We start from the raw sequence: 17,262 nt of genomic DNA, 5'->3' as shown, positions 1-17,262 counted from the left end.
GGCAGTGAAGGCTCGCTTCATCGGAGTACCTTCCACTCAAAGACGCGGTCGCGGTGAGGGCAGTCGGCGGGATTTATCATACCCGGACGGATTGGATGGATATACCTACTATGTCTCAGGAAACGGATCGCTCTGCTGAGCGAAGTGACCGGAAGGAACTCCCGATCGAACGGGGGTTTCCGATTGAGCGGATTAACGAGATTGCTGAGAAGGAAGGACGAGCAAAACAATGGTATCGCCCAATCTATACGATGCACAAGTGGTGGGCACGTCGACCGGGGTGTCTATTCCGTGCTATCTCGCTCTACTCACTTCTTGATGACCCGGAGCAGGTCGAAGTTCACAAGCCGGGAAAGAACGGGACACTTGACGCATACGGTGGCGGCCATAGTGAGGTGGAAGAACTCATCAAGAACGTCGATATGGCCGACCCCGGGAGCTTGTGGGAACTCTATCCCAAGGATGTGCGGATTGGAAATAAGAAGATTCTCGACCCATTTATGGGCGGGGGAACATCGCTTGTGGAAGCCTCTCGCTTTGGTGTTGAGGCTGAGGGATACGACCTGAACCCCGTTGCTTGGTTCATCACCAAGAAAGAAATCGAAGCAGGAGAGACAAGTATCGAAGAACTTGAAGACGCATTTGAGCAGGTCAAATCTGACGTGGCAGATGAGATTCTTGAATATTACAAGACCACCTGTCCCCACGGCGACCACGATGCGGATGTGATGTACAACTTTTGGGTTAAGGAAATTGATTGCCGGTCTTGCGGGCACACGATTCCTTTACACCAAGACTTTCGTGTCGGAAAAGGAAGATATGAGAATGACAACAAGTATAACATACTCTGCCCGGACTGTGAGTCGGTATTTTTAGCGGATGATTGGCGAGAAGAGTGCTTGTGTACTGAGTGTGGATATGAGTTTGTCCCCGAACAGGGTAACGTGGATTATGGAGATTACATTTGTACTGAGTGCGGGCAAAAATACTCTATAACAGAACAGATTGAGGAAGGCGAGGAGTTCCATCTTCGTCTCTCAGCCTTGGAATACCACTGTTCGCACTGTGCTGAACAAGGATCCCCGAAGTCCAAGGTGAAAGGCTATAAAACGGCTACAGACGACGATTGGCGCCGTTACAAAGAGGCTGAACAGGAGTGGGAAAACGACGAATCCCTACGTCAATTTGTACCAAATAAATCGATACGTCCCGGTTGGAAGACCGACGCCACTCAATTTGATGGAACAATGCCAGGGAACGGGAACCTCCCCCGACACGGTGTCAAAGAATGGACGGATATGTTCAATAAGCGTCAAATCCTATCCATCTCAAAAATACTCAAGTCTATAAACAGCCTTGAAAATCAAAATTCGAGAGAATATCTACTATTAGCTTTGAGTAATTCTCTTCCTACGAACAATATGCTTACCGGATATGATTATTCATATAACAAAATACAACACCTATTCAAATCAAACTCATTTGACCCACCCCGTGAAGCCTGCGAGGGGAACGTATGGGGGGCAGAATATGGCCGAGGGACGTTCAAGTCGATCTGGGATATGGTAAAGCGTGGCGTGAAATATGCTAATTATCCAACAGAACGATATATTATAGATGGTGAGACGAAAGAAACAGCAGAATTTAGCCAACCTATCGGACAGAATACCACCATTCATCAGGGCGATATGCGGCGTATCAACGCTGAAGACGAGTATGACGCAATAATTACTGACCCACCGTACTACAATAATATTTTATACTCAGAATTATCTGATTTCTTTTATGTTTGGTTAAAACCGATCCTTGAACAGGAGTACGAATGTTTTGAGCCGGAACATACGCCCCGCGCTGAGAGTATCGTTGTGAATCCAGCTTCGGGCAAAGGAAGCGAAGAATTTGAATCCGAACTCAAGCAGGCATTCTCGCGTATCAACACCGCGTTGAAAGAGGATGGGGTAGTCGCTTTCACATACCATCACAGTAACTCTGAGTCGTGGGGTGAATTACTCGAATCACTCTGCGAAACAGAATTCGAGGTGACGGCTACATACCCCATCAATTCTGACCTAAATAAATTTATGAAGGGCGAATCAGTTTCATTCGACATAGTCATTGTCGCCCGAAAAGCGGGTGAGCGTCAACCAATATCTTGGAACAGTCTTAGAAGAAATATCTATAGAACAGCACAAAAGACACACAAGCAACTCGAAGAAAACCGGAATCTCGCTCAGGGAGATATTGGTGTAATCGAGATGGGAGAGTGTTTCCACGAGTATTCCAAGCACCACGGGAAGGTAATGCGAGCAGGCGAAGAAATGACCGCTAAAGAAGTGGTGAATGAAATTTACGGCATCATTCAACAAGGGAGCGAGCTTGGGGAGATTGACGTATTCCTTGATTTGCTTGAGACCCCGGACGCCACGTATAATGACCTGAACAAACTGACCCGTGGAACAGACGCAAGTCCTGAGCAGATGGAAGATATGCGACTCTATCGAATGGAAGGTGGCAACTTCATCCTTGGAACGTGGGATGACGAGAAACGGATGGCCTACATCCAAGAGCGGGTTAATGGTGACGACGAAGCCCTGAACGCTCTTGACAAGGCCCAATTCCTTCGCTACCGATACGAACAGGGCAAGTCCACACAGAATTACCTCTCAAAGTGGGATGTAGATGATGAACTCCGCGAACTGTGTGAAGGTCTAGCCGACGTGACCGGGGACGACACCTACCGGCGTATCCTCGGAGCAGACTCTACTCTCGGGGAGTTCTAAGTATATCAATACACACTACGATATGAACATCTCAATCTTTGCTGAAGGGGCTCAGACTACTGCTGATGCTGCAGAGGCTAGTATCGCTAAGGATTACTTTCACGGTCTTTTTGAGCCTGTTTCAAATCTTGAGCAAGAGATATCTAAGTACGCGGAAACTGAGTTACACATCCTTTCTGACGAATACGGCTATTTGACGGGAGAAATGCCTATTCAAGAGATTACGAGTGAAAACGCTTCTTCTGAGGAGAGTAGAAAAGAATTCGCTAACGCAATAGTCTCGGCAGGAAGAACTGCCGATATCATCGTTGTTCTTCTTTCCGCATCGACTTTCAAAGACACAGTCGGAAGCAGATGGGATGATATCCTATCGACGGCACAAGAGAACACAATTTGGTGTTTTGGAGCGTCCAAGGGAGCATTAGATGCAATCGATATCCCTGCACTTGAATCCGAAGTCAAGGATATCATCATATATCAAAGAACAGGAGTCGCTCCGATTGGTCGCGAGACCCGTACCCAACTACTAAACATAGTTCGTGAGGGGAACTGACAAGGAATATCGCTTCTTCAGAGGCCACTGAACAATCGGGGATTTCTAAGCCGCCCTTCTCTTTCTGAGAGTTCCTTCCCGCCGTTTTCGACCACGTAGAATTTAGACCGTAGCGCCTTTCGGTTCTTACGAAGCCCGTGGCAGGCGCAAGCACGCACACGAACAATGTGCAATCAAACGGTCCACTGCTTGAAGAGATATTTAACCGCCCCGACGTAGTGTAGCGTATGCAGACCCACATCGTCCCGGTCGGCTTCGACTACGACCGGCTGATCGCGCCTTAGCTCCCCTCTCTCCCGTTTTCGGGCTTTGCAAGGAGAAAAGCAATGTCCGATTCCACGCTTGAGCCAATCGCCCCTGAAGAGGCCGTTCGCCTCTACCTCAGGGACAGACGTACTGAATTAGCCGAAGAAACCATTGAGTCGTATCGCTACAAACTCACCCGCTTCATCGAATGGTGTGAGCAGGAAGACGTCGACAATCTCAACGAACTCTCCGGTCGCTCCCTCTTGGAGTTCAAGCAGTCTCGCTCGGAAGCCCTGAATCCGGTTTCGCTCAAGGGGCAGTTAGACACCCTTCGTGCCTTCATCCGCTTCTGTGAGTCCATTGACGCCGTCGAAACCGACTTGCACAACAAGGTGTTGTCCCCGACGCTCAAACAGGGAGATAGAGAGCGGGACGTGTTGGTCGACCCTGAGACGGCCACGGACGTCCTACAGCACGTCTCTCGGTTCGACTACGCTTCCCTTCACCACACTCTCCTAACGCTTCTGTGGCGCTGTGGGGTACGCTCAGGAACGATTAGAGCGTTCGACGTGGAAGACTACGACCGCGAAAACCAATGGCTACGTGCCGTTCATCGGCCCGGCACGCCGCTCAAGAACAAGCGGAAGGGTGAGCGTCTCATCAGTCTGAGTTCCGACGTCTGCCGGGTCGTGAGTGACTACGTTGACCACAGGCGGGAAGAAGTACGGGATGACGCGGGACGGAATCCGCTTCTTACGACTCAATTCGGGCGTATCTCCAAGTCCACTATCAGGGAAACCTGTTATCGGTACACCCACCCGTGTGAACACAATGGCGGCCATTGCCCCCACGGAGAAGAGATGGATGAGTGTCAAGCGGTCGGGGGAGATGATTACGCCCCATCCGTCTGCCCATCATCTCGGAGTCCCCACGCTTGGCGACGGGGAGCGATCACTCACCTATTGACGGAAGACGTCCCCGTTGAGGTGGTTTCAGACCGGATGAACGTGAGCCGGGACGTATTGACTGCCCACTACGACAGACGCTCGGAAGAGGTGAAGGTGGAACAACGACGCGGGTATCTTGAGGAACTCTAACCCTCTCAATAGAGTATATAAATAATTTAAACACGGGGAGACAGACAAATCCCCAATTCGAAGTTCTTTCACCTCTATATGGAACTCTCACGCGGAGAGGGAGAGCATCAGGCGAAACCTGAGCGACCTTTCTGCCCTACTGAATTACACCCTATCTGCTTCCTCAATTGCTCCCTTTGCTTCCTGTGGCGCTCCCGGCCCTGCACCACCTACCTTCCCACAGAAGGGACAGTAGGGGGTCGGGTCATCTTCCCACTCCCACGCCCATCCACATTCGCAATGAAGCATTGTCTTCCGAATTGACCTATGTGGGGAGCGGTCTTCGCTCTTCGGGCGGGAGTTCACGTATCGGGCTACCTGTGACCTACTCAATCCACCCCTGTTTGCCCGTGTAAGCGGGAGTAGTCGCGTGAAGAGCTTGGGGTCGATCTTGTTGAGAAGTGGCTGAGAAAGCAAGCCAACCCCCGATTCAGTAGGCGTGTCTTGCTCAATAGCCACAGCGGAGACTCAGACCCGAACACACGTAGAAGCCGGCCGGCTCAGGGCCTACAAAATGGGGGAACACCCCATCCTTATGCCCTTTGCTTGCAGGGGAACTCCCCGCTCACTACCTGAACCTTCTGCCCCACCTTGATAATGGTGACTATAGGCTTCTGTCGAATGGGGTCTTCGGGTTTGCTCCCTAATCCGGATGCTCACGACCGACTATATCTACCCCTGATTGCCCGTCTAAGCACAAGCAGTTTTGTGAAGGGGATTGGGCACAGTATGATGAGAAGTACCTGAGCGAGCGAATGGAGTTCCGATTGGGTAAGCGTGAGAGGTTGCTCGGGAATACTACCGGATACAGATTCGCACGTCTGTCTATGTTCTCTCACAGTAGGGGTATTGGCGACGGTTTCGCCCATTTTCAGGGGTCGCTTTGAGAATCGGGGTTTGGCGGTAGGCGGTCGAACCCATTTTGCGAATCTGCCCGACTCTCTTCTATAATCCTATAGCCCAATAACCGCCTCACGCTCAGTATCCCTATTATTCCCTATCCTATCAGGAGCTCTAACTAACTCACATTAGACTATAGTAATAGAATAAGAGTAGAATAGTGAAGAAGAATAGTAGGGAAGCGAGATAGTATTGTAGTAGAATACTGTGGGGAAGTAAGATAGTAAATAGTAGATAGAGTAGGAAAGTGAGATAGTGTGAGGAAGTGAAGAACTCTATGTACTATAGATTCTCTCTACACCATCTCATCTTGTCTTGGTATGAGTTGAACTCATCTTCTAATTCCTCACTTGCGCTGTAGGTGAAGAGAGAGTTCCAATCTTCTACTATCCAATATGCCTCTCTTCCTTCACGCTCATACCGAATGAGTTCCTTCTGTTCTAACGTATTCAAGGCTTTCCGCACCTGTGTTTCCTTGGCCTGAACTCCATCGGCGTCAACTATCTCGGTTGTTCGGGCTTTCCCGTCGAACTCGGTTAGGAGTGAGGAACTCACCGCGAACACTACTTCGTGTGAGACACCACTCATCTCTGTTCACCACCGTACACCTCATCGGTAATGACGTGAGAGTGATTCAGTTGCTCACGCCCATTGGATAGCACCTTCAGATGCGTCACAGGGAGTTCACCCTCTATCTGTACTATCGGCGCAAAAGAACAGCACAGCGACCGTGTGAGGGTTCGATTCGATACGTCTGAGCCATTGATTGTGGACAGCCGGAACTCGGGATGCCGAACAAGGCGTAGTGCGAAGCCTTTCTCGGTCGTTGTGACTCGGACGGCGTCACTTCCGTTTGAGAGATGCAGGTATGTTTCCCGTTCTTGGGGAAGAAGTTCTTCAGCGGGCTTGATGTGGGCCGCAAGGTCGCTTGGAGAGATCCTAAGGACTGCTTCTTTCTCTGCTACTCTTCCGGTCGTTGTCTGAGTGGACATTATTGTCTGTCATCGTGGTCATTTCTCCTTGATGACCGGAGCAGAATCATCGGAGTAAGCCCTTTATCCGCACCACCGTAAGGATAGTACGGAGCAAGGTTCCCACGACCGCTCCGGAAGTTCCACGCCACAGGTCTTCTCCCGACTTGGTGGCGTCGAACGACTCGCCCTTTGCTGATTGTGTTACCTTCTCATCTACTTCTGAGTATGTCCTGAATTGGCTTTAGTGTGTGCTTTTTATAATCGAATAATAGGCCTATCAGCGCCTGAAGTGGCCAAATTCGCAATAATAGGGGTATTGGTGAATTGAGTTCCTTGCGTTGAAAGGGTAGACGGGTGAGTTCCCTCAGACGGCTCTTGGTGAACGGGATTTATCACGCTCGGATGGATTGGATGGACATATCCACTATGTCTAAGGAAACGGGTCGCTCTGCTGAGCGAAGTGAACGGAAGGAACTCCCGATTGAGCGTGGATTCCCTATTGAGAGAGTGAATGAGATAGCCGCCAAAGAAGGACGGGCAAGACAATGGTATCGCCCTATCTACACTATGCATAAATGGTGGGCCCGTCGTAACGGATCAGTCTTCCGAGCAATTTGTCTGTATTCTTTACTAAACAAATCAGATAGTATATCTGTAAAAGAACCCGGTGCAAATGGATCATTGAGTGACTTTGGCGGTGGGCATAGTGAACTTGAAAACATAATTGAAAATGTTGATTTAGAAGATTCAGATGGTCTTTGGGAAATTTATCCTAAAGATGTTCAGGTAGAAGGAAAGAGAATTCTTGACCCATTTATGGGTGGTGGCACTTCGCTAGTAGAAGCGTCTAGATTTGGGGCTGAAGTAGTAGGCAGCGACGTCAACCCTGTTGCGTGGCTGATTACTAAGAAAGAATTAGAAGCGGGTGAAACGAGCAAAGAAGAGTTAGAAGCAGCATTTGAAGAAGTGGAAAAAGGAATCTCAGATGATATAACTGAGTATTATACAACTCCTTGTCCAAACTCTAATGACGGCCATATCGCTGATGTAATGTACAATTTTTGGGTGAAAGAATTGGATTGCGTTTCTTGTGGAAATACCGTAGAACTGTTCAAAGATTATCGAGTTGCAAAGGGCCGGTACGAAAATGATGACAAATATAATGTTTACTGTCCTTCTTGCGAGTCCGTCGTTCTCGTAGATGATTGGCGCTCGGAATCAACTTGTGAATCGTGTAGTTACGAGTTTACTCCTGAGGATGGAAATGTAGGTGGTGGTGATTACGTTTGTGATGACTGTGGGCAGCGCTATTCAATTCTTCAAGCCATTCAGGAACAGGATGGTTTTGATATGCAACAATATGCTATCGAGTACTACTGCCCCACTTGCGATGAAAGAGATGAGGAAAAAAGCCAAATCAAGGGGTACAAATCGGCTGAAGACTATGATTTAGAACTCTTTCAGAAGGCTAAAAGTGAGTGGAGTCGCCGTGATGATCTGAATGAATACATCCCACAGGAAGAGATTCCGCTAGGTATCAAAACAGACAGTTCACGCTTTGAGGGCAACATCACCGGGGGCCATAACGTTCTACGGCAAGGTTTCACTCATTGGAAGGATATGTTTAATGACCGCCAACTTCTTTCACTCTCTCTGCTGCTATCTGAAATTGACGAGATCGATGATACCAACTTAAAAGAGTACCTTCTATTGGCCTTCTCGGAGTCATTAAATTTCAACTGTATGATGACGCCATATCAGGCGGCCCGGAACCACACAAACCACATCTTCAAAACGAACTCTTTTGACCCACCACAGAAGGTTTCAGAAGGAAATCTGTGGGGAACAGAATATGGAATAGGTACGTTCCAAGCAACATTCGATAAGATCATTCGTGCCGTTGAGTATGCTAAGGCGCCCACGGAGAGATATATTGAGAATGGTGAAACAATCGAAAGTGACCCCCACTCAAAACCTATTGGTGGAGATCAGACGCTGTATTGCGGCGATGCTCGTGCGATAGAATTTGACGACGAGTTTGATGCGGTGATTACTGATCCACCCTACTATGACAATGTTATATATTCTGAGCTATCAGATTACTATTATGTATGGCAGCGAATATTGTTAAAGGACGAATACGATGCGTTCAAGCCTGAAAAGACACCACGAAATGAGAGTATCGTAGCCAATCCTGCCGTGCAAAAGGGAACACAGGAATTCGAATCTGAACTTGAGCAGTCCTTCTCAAGAATCAAACAGGTTCTAAAAGAAGATGGCTCTTTGGTATTCACCTACCACCACAGTAACTCAGAATCTTGGGGAGAATTGCTTTCCTCAATGTGTGAAGTCGGATTTGAGATAACAGCAACATATCCCGTATCTGCAGACGTTGACAAGTTCTTCGAAGGAGAGGCGGTATCTTTTGATATTGTGATTGTAGCAAGACCTGCGGGAGAGAGATCGCCAATATCGTGGAATAGTCTTCGAAGGCAGATATACCGGACTGCACAGGAAACGCAAAGGAGACTTGAAGAAAATCGAGAGCTTTCTCGCGGTGACATTGGTGTGGTTGAGATGGGGGAATGTTTCCACGAATATTCTAAACACCACGGAAAGGTGATGCGAGCAGGCGAAGAGATGACCGCTAAAGAGGTAGTTCAGGAGATCTATGGCATCATCCAACAAGGGAGTGAGATCGGGGAAATTGATGTGTTCCTTGATCTTCTTGAAACTCCCGACTCAAGCTACGACGACCTGAATAAACTTACGCGAGGGACAGATGCGAGTCCTGAGCAGATGGAAGATATGCGGCTCTATCGGATGGAAGGTGGAGAGTTCATCCTCGGAACGTGGGATGATGAGAAGCGTATGGCGTATATCCAAGAGCGAGTCAATGGCGATGATGAAGCCCTGAACGCGCTTGACAAGGCCCAATTCCTTCGCTACCGCTACGAACAGGGCAAGTCTACACAGAATTATCTCTCCAAATGGGACGTGGACGACGAACTACGCGAACTCTGTGAAGGGCTTGCCGATGCGACCGGGGACGACACCTACCGGCGTATCCTTGGGGCCGACTCTACTCTCGGAGAGTTCTAAGTATATCAATACACGCTACGATATGAACATCTCAATCTTTGCTGAAGGGGCTAAGACTACTGCTGATGCTGAAGAGGCTAGTATTGCTAAGGATTACTTTCACGGTCTTTTTGAGCCTGTTTCAAATCTTGAGCAAGAGATATCTAAGTACGCGGAAACTGAGTTACACATCCTTTCTGACGAATACGGCTATTTGACGGGGGAAATGCCTATTCAAGAAATTACGAGTGAAAACGCTTCTTTTGAGGAGAGTAGAAAAGAATTCGCTAACGCAATAGTCTCGGCAGGAAGAACTGCCGATATCATCGTTGTTCTTCTTTCCGCGTCGACTTTCAAAGATACAGTCGGAAGCAGATGGGATGATATCCTATCGACGGCACAAGAGAACACAATTTGGTGTTTTGGAGCATCCAAGGGAGCATTAGATGCAATCGACATACCTGCACTCGAATCCGGAGTCAAGGATATCATCATATATCAAAGAGCAGGTGTCGCTCCGATTGGTCGCGAGACTCGTACTCAACTACTAAACATAGTTCGTGAGAGGAACTGACAAGGAGCATTGATTCCTCGGGGGCGACCGAACTATTGAGGATTTCTAAGCCACTCTTCTCCTTCTGAGAGTTCCTTTCCGCCGATTTCGACCACGTAGAATTAAGACCGTAGCGCCTGTCGATTCTTACGAAGCCCGTGACGGGAGCAGGGACGCACACGAACGATGTGCAATTGAACGGTATGCTACTTGAGGGGATATATAAACGCCCCGACGTAGTATAGCGTATGCAGACCCACATCGTCCCGGTCGGCTTCGACTACGACCGGCTGATCGCGCCGCTCATCCGGGACCAGCGGGACGTCGACCGGGTGATCCTGCTGGAGGGCGCCGTCGGCAGCGAGTCGAACGTCGAGTACTCCCGGAACCTCTCGGGCAAACTGGAGAAGGACTTCCAGAACCTCCTGGGCGCCGACACCGAGCGCGTCGTCGTCGCCGACGTCTACGATTACGACGCCGCCTTCGAGCAGGCCTACGACCTCATCAACGCCGAACTCGACGCCGCCGCCGACGCCGAGGTGTGGGTGAACGTCTCGGCGATGCCCCGGCCGGTCTCCTTCGCGTTCGCGACGGCCGCCCACTCGATCATGGTCGAACGACAGGAGGACCGCGATCGGATCCACACCTACTACACCGCCCCCGAGAAGTACCTCGAAACCGAACTCGCCGAGGAGGTCCGCGCGGCGAAGGATCTGCTGGGGGAGCTGCTGGCCGGTGCCGACGTCGACGACGAGCGGATCCGCGAGCGCTACGAGTCCGCCGCCGACATCGTCGAGGAGTTCGACGAGCGGGGGACGACCATCGGCGCCAAACGGATCGGCGACAGCCACATCGTCGAACTCCCGATCGCCTCCTTCCGGAACGTCAAACCCTTCGAGGAGGTCATCCTCTTCGAACTCGGCGAGTACGGGGAGTTCGAGTCCGTCTCCGAACTCGCAGAGACACTCGCGCGGGATATGAACGAGGAGTACACCGACTCCTTCCGCTCGAAAGTCATCTACAACGTCGACCGGCTCGGCCCCGGCGGGAAGGGCTACATCGAACAGGAGGACCACGGAAAGTCCTACCGGACCCGCCTCTCACGGATCGGGCAGCTCTGGGTCCGCGCACACGCCGAGGACGACGTAATGGACGGCGAGCAGCTCCCGGGGGAGTGAGAGTCCGGATGACGCCACCCAGCGTCGGTGCGGGCGACGCTACTCCTCGTCGACGTCGAGGTCGAACTGTTCGTTTTCGACGACGGCGTTGAGGACGACGCTGGTGTTCGACTCGCGGATGTCGGCGTCGGTGAGCAGTTCCTTGATCTGGTCGTTCATCCCGTCTGTGTCCTCGAACTTCCCGACGGCGATGACGTCGTAGTCGCCGGTCACCTCGTAGACGGTCGTCATCTGCTTGTGGCCACGGAGCCGTTCGGTGATCTCCGGCAGTGCGCTCCCCTCGACTTTCAGCTGGATGATCGCCGTGACGTCGTAGCCCAGCGCGTCGTAGTTCACGCGGGGGGTGTACCCCTCGATGACGCCCTGGTCTTCGAGATCCCGGAGGTGATTCGAGACCGTCGTGACAGAGACGTCCAGTTCTTCCGCGAGGCTTCGGAGGCTCGCGCGACCATCGCCGAGCAGTGCGTTGATCAGTTTCGCATCGAGGTTTTCGTACGTCATTACAACCACAATGCCGTCGGGGGCATTAGAATTTTACGAATATCCAATTCCCCCGAACTGCGAGGGATTTGCACTAAGCGATAAGGTCTTTATACTGGGAGTGTTCGATGGAACTGTCCAGAAATATGACGGACGACAACGAACACGGACCGGCCGTCACCGACGGCGGCATTTCGGCGGAAGCACAGCGCGTCATCGACGAGATCGAGGAGAAGGACGTCGAGTTCCTCCGCCTCCAGTTCACCGACATTCTCGGGACCGTAAAGAACGTCGCGGTTCCCGCCACGCAGGCAGAGAAAGCCTTCACCGACGGAATCTACTTCGACGGCTCCAGCATCGAGGGCTTCGTCCGGATTCAGGAGTCGGACATGCGGCTCAAGCCCGATCCCGAGACGTTCGCCATCCTCCCGTGGCGTGACGGCCGTTCGGCCCGCCTCATCTGCGACGTTATCAACACCTCGACGGGTGAGCCGTTCGAGGGCGATCCGCGGCGCGTCCTGAAGAACGTCCTCGACCGCGCTGAGGAGATGGGCTACGAGGTCAACGTCGCCCCCGAACCGGAGTTCTTCCTCTTCGAGGAAGACGAGGACGGTCGCGCGACCACCAAAACGAGCGACGCCGGCGGGTACTTCGACCTCGCGCCGAAGGACCTCGCCTCCGACGTGCGCCGCGACATCATCCAGGGCCTCGAACAGATGGGCTTCGAGATCGAGGCCAGCCACCACGAGGTCGCGCAGGGCCAACACGAGATCAACTTCGAGTACGACGACGCGCTGTCGACGGCCGACAACGTCGCGACCTTCCGGACGGTCGTCCGCGCCATCGCGGCCCAGCACGACCTGCACGCGACGTTTATGCCCAAGCCGATCCCGAAGATCAACGGCTCGGGGATGCACACCCACATGTCGCTGTTCGAGGACGGCGAGAACGCCTTCCACGACGAGGACGACGAGTTCGACCTCAGCGAGACGGCACACTCGTTCCTCGCCGGCATCCTCGAACACGCGCCGGCGATCACGGCCGTCGCCGATCCGACGGTCAACAGCTACAAACGCCTCGTCCCGGGCTACGAGGCGCCGGTCTACATCGCCTGGTCCGACCGCAACCGCTCTGCGCTGATCCGGAAGCCGGCCGCGCGCATCCCCGCGGCGAGCCGGATCGAGGCCCGCTTCCCCGACCCGTCGTGTAACCCGTACCTCGCCTTCGCGGCGCTGCTTGCGGCCGGACTCGAGGGAATCGAAAACGACCTCGACTGTCCGGATCCGGTCCGGGAGAACATCTACGAGTTCGACGAGGCAAAGCGCGAGGAGTACGGCATCGAGACGCTGCCGGCGAACCTCGGCGAGGCAGTCGCGGCCCTCGAAGAGGACGAAGTCATCGAGGAGGCCCTCGGCGACCACGTCTACGAGAAGTTCATCGAGGCCAAAGGCCAGGAGTACGACGAGTTCCGCATCGACGTCTCCCAGTGGGAACTCGACCGGTACCTCGAAACGTACTGAGACTGACTACTCTCACCGTTTACTGCCGAGCGCCACTCCGGTGACGGCGCTCGGCGGGAAGAGACGAGAGTACTCAGTGTGAACGCCGCCGTCAGTCACCGCTTCCGTCCCGTTTCTTTTTCGCGCGTTACCGCCCCGAGCCGCTACGCTCGCCGACGACGAGCGGCAGCCCGAGCAGGCAGATCGCGCCGATCGCGCCGGCAGCCAGGATCAGCGGCGCGCTGTCGGCCAGTTCCGCCGTGCCGCTCATCGCGGCCAGCACGACCGCCAGCCCGCCCCCGCCGATCGCGAGCGTCCGCCCGGAGACGTCGACCGTCGCGGCCGCGGCCGCGCGGCCGAACCGCTGCCACGCGAGCAACCCACCCGCCGACGTACCGATGCCGAGCAGCAGTTCGCTCTCCCCCGGCGCGACCAGGAGACCGGCGAGCCCGAAGAGGAGCGCGACGCCGAAGAGCGCGGTGACGTGCCGGTGGGCGGGTCGCGAGAGCGCCCCCGTCCGACTCGTCGGCGAGAACCCGGGACCGAGTCCGAACGCGGCCGCGAGGAAGGCGACGCCGACGGCGACGCCCGCGACGACGTCGACGAGGTAGTGGACGCCGATGAGAACCCGCGACAGCGCGACGATCGCGATCACGACGCCCGCGACGCCGAGTCGCCGCCGCCACCGGCCGCGGTGGGCGAGAACCGCGACGCCGCCCCAGAAGGTCGTCGATCCAAGCGCGTGGCCGCTCGGGAATCCGAGCCCCTCGCGGTAGGAGATCGGCGGGCGCGGGAGGCCGAAGAACGCCTTCAGCCCGAGCGTGAGCCCGATCGCGCCCAGACCGAGCGCGAGCGCGAACGCCGCGCCACGCCGCGAGATGCCGATGCGGTCTCCGAACAGATACGCGACGGCGACACACGTGAGCAACAGATAGGGGTTTCCGAGGTGCGTGAGCCCCCAGAAGACCGCTGTGACGGTTTCCGGCAGCGACTCGGCGAACCCGACCTCGCCGATCCCACGGGCGGAAAGCGGCACCAGAAGTGTCGTCATCGGTCCGGCATCACCGCCCGACGAACAAATAGCTGCGGAAACAGGCGCAGAATCGGGGTCAAAACGCAATCGGCCGCCTCAGGACCGACGATCCCGCACCCAATCGAGGAGCCGGCCGGGGACGCCCAGTGCGTTCAGGCCGACGCCGAAAACCACGAAGAGGGCATAGAGACCGAGCGTCGAGAGGTAGATCACGATCATCGCGACCACCGCGAGCAGGTCCGACTGCAGCAGATAGAACGCGGCGATCGTCGCCACGGTGCCGTATAACAGAACGAGATACGGGCCCCAGCCGCGGGCCTTGCTCCCCCGCATCCGCCCCCGGACGTAGCGCCGCATCTCGGCTTCGACGTCGGGGCGCTCGACCGTCCGGGCGTCGACGTCGTCCTCGAAGGCGTCGAGGTCGGCGCGCAGTTCCTCGATGCGTCGGTCGAGCTGTTCGATATCGGGCGCGCCGCGGGGATCAACGTCGGTGTCGGTCGGCGAGTCGTCGTCGGGTGGGGACCCGCCGCCAGCCGCGTCGCTCGCGGACCTGTCGCCAGTCGCGTCACCCGCGTTCCCGCCGCCAGGCGCGTCGTCGGTCGTCTCGTCGTCCGCACTCATCGTCTGCTCTGCACGTCGGACCCGCGGGTGTTGTACCTGCCGGTCTCGGGCGTCGATCCGGCCGAGCGGTCGCCCCGTCGAGCCGCCAGTGTAGCCTCGGTCGTCGACCTGTCCCGAAAGGACGGCGTTGACGGCGGCGCCGGTCAGCACCAGCATTCCCGAGAAGTAAAACCACGTCACAAGGAGCAACACAGCACCGAGCGCACCCGCGACGCCAGTCGTGAACTGCGCGTAGAGTCCAAACCCCGCGCTCAGCGCGGACCAGCCCACTGCGGCGAAGGCCGCCCCGGGGAGTGCCCGACGAACACTCACCTCGGTGTCAGGAATGACGGCATACAGCGGCAGAAAGGCAACAGTCAAGAAACCGAGCAGAACGAGCGGACTGATCACGCCGACAAAGGGGAAATCGACGACGGCCATCACGGTGGTCGTAGCCGCCACGCCGATCGCCGCCACGCCGAGCGTCGCGAGCGTGACCAGCCCGTCCGACACCTGCGTGAGGATGGGGCTGGCCGGGTAGCCGTAGATCCGCGCGAACGCGACGTCGACACCGCGGAACAGCCGCAGCGCCCCCCAGACCGTGATCACCAGACTGAGAACCGAGAGCGTGCCCCGGCCCGTGGGGTCGGCCAACGCGCTCCCGACGACCTCGGAGCCGGTTGGAAGGAGATACTCGCCGGCGAGTGTCTGAACCTCGGCGGCGAGCTCGGCGCCGCCGAAGAAGGTCGCCACGACCGCAACGAGCGTCAAAAGCGGGACGAGCGACACGAGGACGTAATACGAGATCCCCGCCGCGAGGAACGTCACCTCGCGGTCGCGGACCGTCTCGAAGATCGAACGGGGGACGGCGAGTCGACGCTGGGTCCGGATGCTCACGCCCCCAACTTCGGCGGATCGACACAAGAATCACTCGGCGGTCGCGTCGCGGATCTCCGCGACGGTCGCGGGGGTCTTGAACGCCGTCCCGGAGTAGTGGGCACGCGTCGCCGGGAAGCCGGCGTCTCGGAGCGTTTCGAGGAAATCGTCCATCGCCGGCGCCGAGCGGCTCCACTGCTTGCAGAGCCGATGCTGGTCGTAGTGAGTCGGCGTGTCGAGTTCCGCCGCGACGGTGTCGAGCAGCCGCCGGGCCCGCGCGGCCTCGCCCATCTCGTCGGTGACCGACTCGCGGACGTTCCGGGCGAAGTCGGCGTCGCAGATCGCTCCGAGGTAGATCGGCCCGGCAGTCAAGAGGCGGTCGCCGCCGCAGATGTCGCAGGTCTCCGGCGGGTGGGCGACCAGCCCGAACTCGTGGCGTCGGCGGAGGCAGTCCTCGCAGTGGTGGACGTATCCGAGTTCGTCGATGAGTTCGTCAGCCTGCGTCGCCCGGGCGTCGATCTGGAGGTACGTCCGGGCGTAGTGCCGCGAGACGTGCGAGAGGATCGGGACGGCGGCCTTGTCGTAGCGGGCGGCCGTCCGGATCAGCGCCGAGAGGAGGACGCGCAGCCCCATCTCCGGGTGGTAGTCGGTGTTCTGCGGGAGCGTCGAGTACTTCCGGATGCCGGAGCGCTGGTGGGCGCCACACAGCGGCGCCGTGTCGGTCGCGGTGACGCAGACGAGGCTCCGGGCGTTCGAGAGGGCGGCGTCGGCGAAGGGGATCGGCGTCCCGAACGGGTCCAGGTCGACGATATCGAAAAGCGACTCGTACAGCAGCGCGTTGACGTCGCGCTCGACGACCTCGCCCGACAGCCCGTTGCGATCGAGGTTCTCGCGTGCGAGATCGACCGCTTCAGCGTCGAGGTCGGCGCAGGTGACGTCGAAGCCCTCCGCGGCGGCGCGGACGCCGCGGATCCCGCTTGCCGCCATCGCGTCGAGGTAGGAGCTCGCGCGGGGTTCGCGGTCGCGGTACGCGCGGAGCGCTGCCACCGTCACGTCGCGGTTGAGCTCCTGGGTCGGGTTGTAGAACACGTCGTCGCCGGCGCCCTCCGACGCGCCGTCCCGGGCGTCCGGGACCGAAATCTCGACGGCACCCTCACGAACGTCCATACGTCCGGTCGCACGCCACAGGCGAAAAACGATGCGATGGGCGAGAGCGAAGAGGGCGACCGAAAGCTTCCGGCCGGCAGGCGACGGTCGTTCGACCACCGAATCCACCGGTGCCGTTTTGTCTGCGCCGGGAGAACCGACGGGCGTGAGCGACGGGGACGGGGGCACCGACGGCGGGGCCGACGCCGACGACGCCGAAAACGGGA

General features: G+C 56.0%; 13 protein-coding genes. 7 read left to right on the top strand and 6 right to left on the bottom strand.

The genetic code is table 11. The features are described from left to right. Window positions 1-110 precede the first annotated feature (110 nt). The 3 genes from RJT48_RS01415 (at window position 111) to RJT48_RS01405 (ending at window position 4,676) form a co-directional block, all read left to right on the top strand. On the top strand, window positions 111-2,780 hold the full coding sequence (locus RJT48_RS01415) for a DUF1156 domain-containing protein (RefSeq protein ID WP_311170443.1): 2,670 nt from the start codon (window positions 111-113) through the stop codon (window positions 2,778-2,780). A gap of 22 nt (window positions 2,781-2,802) precedes the next feature. Further along, window positions 2,803-3,333 (top strand): hypothetical protein, encoded by a 531-nt coding sequence (locus RJT48_RS01410; protein WP_311170442.1) that lies wholly within the window; start codon window positions 2,803-2,805, stop codon window positions 3,331-3,333. 326 nt (window positions 3,334-3,659) lie between these two features. After that, the gene (locus RJT48_RS01405) at window positions 3,660-4,676 is read left to right on the top strand and encodes a tyrosine-type recombinase/integrase (protein WP_311170441.1); all 1,017 of its coding nucleotides are present in this window, start codon (window positions 3,660-3,662) and stop codon (window positions 4,674-4,676) included. Between the two features lie 1,221 nt (window positions 4,677-5,897). On the opposite strand, the gene RJT48_RS01400 is transcribed toward RJT48_RS01405, so the two are convergent. After that, the gene (locus RJT48_RS01400; protein ID WP_311170440.1) at window positions 5,898-6,203 is read right to left on the bottom strand and encodes a helix-turn-helix domain-containing protein; all 306 of its coding nucleotides are present in this window, start codon (window positions 6,201-6,203) and stop codon (window positions 5,898-5,900) included. Further along, complete coding sequence (locus tag RJT48_RS01395) at window positions 6,200-6,607, bottom strand: hypothetical protein (protein WP_311170439.1); 408 nt, start codon at window positions 6,605-6,607, stop codon at window positions 6,200-6,202. The genes RJT48_RS01400 and RJT48_RS01395 overlap by 4 nt, the downstream gene beginning before the upstream one ends. Window positions 6,608-7,015: 408 nt before the next feature. Here RJT48_RS01395 and RJT48_RS01390 point away from each other — a divergent pair, with 408 nt between their 5' ends. The 3 genes from RJT48_RS01390 to RJT48_RS01380 all read left to right on the top strand — a co-directional run bounded on the left by RJT48_RS01390 (window position 7,016) and on the right by RJT48_RS01380 (window position 11,401). Continuing rightward, the gene (locus RJT48_RS01390; RefSeq protein WP_311170438.1) at window positions 7,016-9,691 is read left to right on the top strand and encodes a DUF1156 domain-containing protein; all 2,676 of its coding nucleotides are present in this window, start codon (window positions 7,016-7,018) and stop codon (window positions 9,689-9,691) included. Between the two features lie 22 nt (window positions 9,692-9,713). Then, a complete protein-coding gene (locus tag RJT48_RS01385; protein WP_311170437.1) occupies window positions 9,714-10,244 on the top strand; it encodes a hypothetical protein in 531 nt (176 codons plus the stop codon). 227 nt (window positions 10,245-10,471) lie between these two features. Further along, window positions 10,472-11,401, top strand: coding sequence for an HFX_2341 family transcriptional regulator (locus tag RJT48_RS01380; RefSeq protein ID WP_311170436.1), 930 nt, complete (start codon window positions 10,472-10,474; stop codon window positions 11,399-11,401). Window positions 11,402-11,440: 39 nt separating this feature from the next. Here RJT48_RS01380 and lrp read toward each other — a convergent pair whose 3' ends face one another. Next, window positions 11,441-11,902, bottom strand: a complete 462-nt coding sequence (gene lrp, locus RJT48_RS01375; RefSeq protein WP_311170435.1) for an HTH-type transcriptional regulator Lrp — start codon at window positions 11,900-11,902, stop codon at window positions 11,441-11,443. A 125-nt stretch (window positions 11,903-12,027) separates the two neighbouring features. Between lrp and glnA the strand changes: the two genes are divergently transcribed. Beyond that, window positions 12,028-13,401, top strand: a complete 1,374-nt coding sequence (gene glnA / locus RJT48_RS01370) for a type I glutamate--ammonia ligase (RefSeq protein ID WP_311170836.1) — start codon at window positions 12,028-12,030, stop codon at window positions 13,399-13,401. Between the two features lie 127 nt (window positions 13,402-13,528). Here glnA and RJT48_RS01365 read toward each other — a convergent pair whose 3' ends face one another. The 3 genes from RJT48_RS01365 to RJT48_RS01355 all read right to left on the bottom strand — a co-directional run bounded on the left by RJT48_RS01365 (window position 13,529) and on the right by RJT48_RS01355 (window position 17,056). Then, the gene (locus RJT48_RS01365) at window positions 13,529-14,431 is read right to left on the bottom strand and encodes a phosphatase PAP2 family protein (protein ID WP_311170434.1); all 903 of its coding nucleotides are present in this window, start codon (window positions 14,429-14,431) and stop codon (window positions 13,529-13,531) included. A gap of 78 nt (window positions 14,432-14,509) precedes the next feature. Next, a complete protein-coding gene (locus tag RJT48_RS01360) occupies window positions 14,510-15,910 on the bottom strand; it encodes a YihY/virulence factor BrkB family protein (protein ID WP_311170433.1) in 1,401 nt (466 codons plus the stop codon). A 30-nt stretch (window positions 15,911-15,940) separates the two neighbouring features. Further along, window positions 15,941-17,056, bottom strand: a complete 1,116-nt coding sequence (locus tag RJT48_RS01355; protein ID WP_311170432.1) for a tRNA (guanine(26)-N(2))-dimethyltransferase — start codon at window positions 17,054-17,056, stop codon at window positions 15,941-15,943. Window positions 17,057-17,262 lie beyond the last annotated feature (206 nt).

The sequence above is a fragment of the Halobellus ordinarius genome, from assembly GCF_031823395.1.
In the GTDB taxonomy this organism is placed as follows: domain Archaea; phylum Halobacteriota; class Halobacteria; order Halobacteriales; family Haloferacaceae; genus Haloquadratum; species Haloquadratum ordinarius.
This window is presented reverse-complemented; position numbering and strand designations above follow the sequence as displayed.

Bases quoted from the DNA above. Each gene is read 5' to 3' on its own strand.
- RJT48_RS01415 (WP_311170443.1), top strand. From the start codon at position 111: ATGTCTCAGGAAACGGATCGCTCTGCTGAGCGAAGTGACCGGAAGGAA.
- RJT48_RS01410 (WP_311170442.1), top strand. From the start codon at position 2,803: ATGAACATCTCAATCTTTGCTGAAGGGGCTCAGACTACTGCTGATGCT.
- RJT48_RS01405 (WP_311170441.1), top strand. From the start codon at position 3,660: ATGTCCGATTCCACGCTTGAGCCAATCGCCCCTGAAGAGGCCGTTCGC.
- RJT48_RS01400 (WP_311170440.1), bottom strand. From the start codon at position 6,203: ATGAGTGGTGTCTCACACGAAGTAGTGTTCGCGGTGAGTTCCTCACTC.
- RJT48_RS01395 (WP_311170439.1), bottom strand. From the start codon at position 6,607: ATGTCCACTCAGACAACGACCGGAAGAGTAGCAGAGAAAGAAGCAGTC.
- RJT48_RS01390 (WP_311170438.1), top strand. From the start codon at position 7,016: ATGTCTAAGGAAACGGGTCGCTCTGCTGAGCGAAGTGAACGGAAGGAA.
- RJT48_RS01385 (WP_311170437.1), top strand. From the start codon at position 9,714: ATGAACATCTCAATCTTTGCTGAAGGGGCTAAGACTACTGCTGATGCT.
- RJT48_RS01380 (WP_311170436.1), top strand. From the start codon at position 10,472: ATGCAGACCCACATCGTCCCGGTCGGCTTCGACTACGACCGGCTGATC.
- lrp (WP_311170435.1), bottom strand. From the start codon at position 11,902: ATGACGTACGAAAACCTCGATGCGAAACTGATCAACGCACTGCTCGGC.
- glnA (WP_311170836.1), top strand. From the start codon at position 12,028: ATGACGGACGACAACGAACACGGACCGGCCGTCACCGACGGCGGCATT.
- RJT48_RS01365 (WP_311170434.1), bottom strand. From the start codon at position 14,431: ATGACGACACTTCTGGTGCCGCTTTCCGCCCGTGGGATCGGCGAGGTC.
- RJT48_RS01355 (WP_311170432.1), bottom strand. From the start codon at position 17,056: ATGGACGTTCGTGAGGGTGCCGTCGAGATTTCGGTCCCGGACGCCCGG.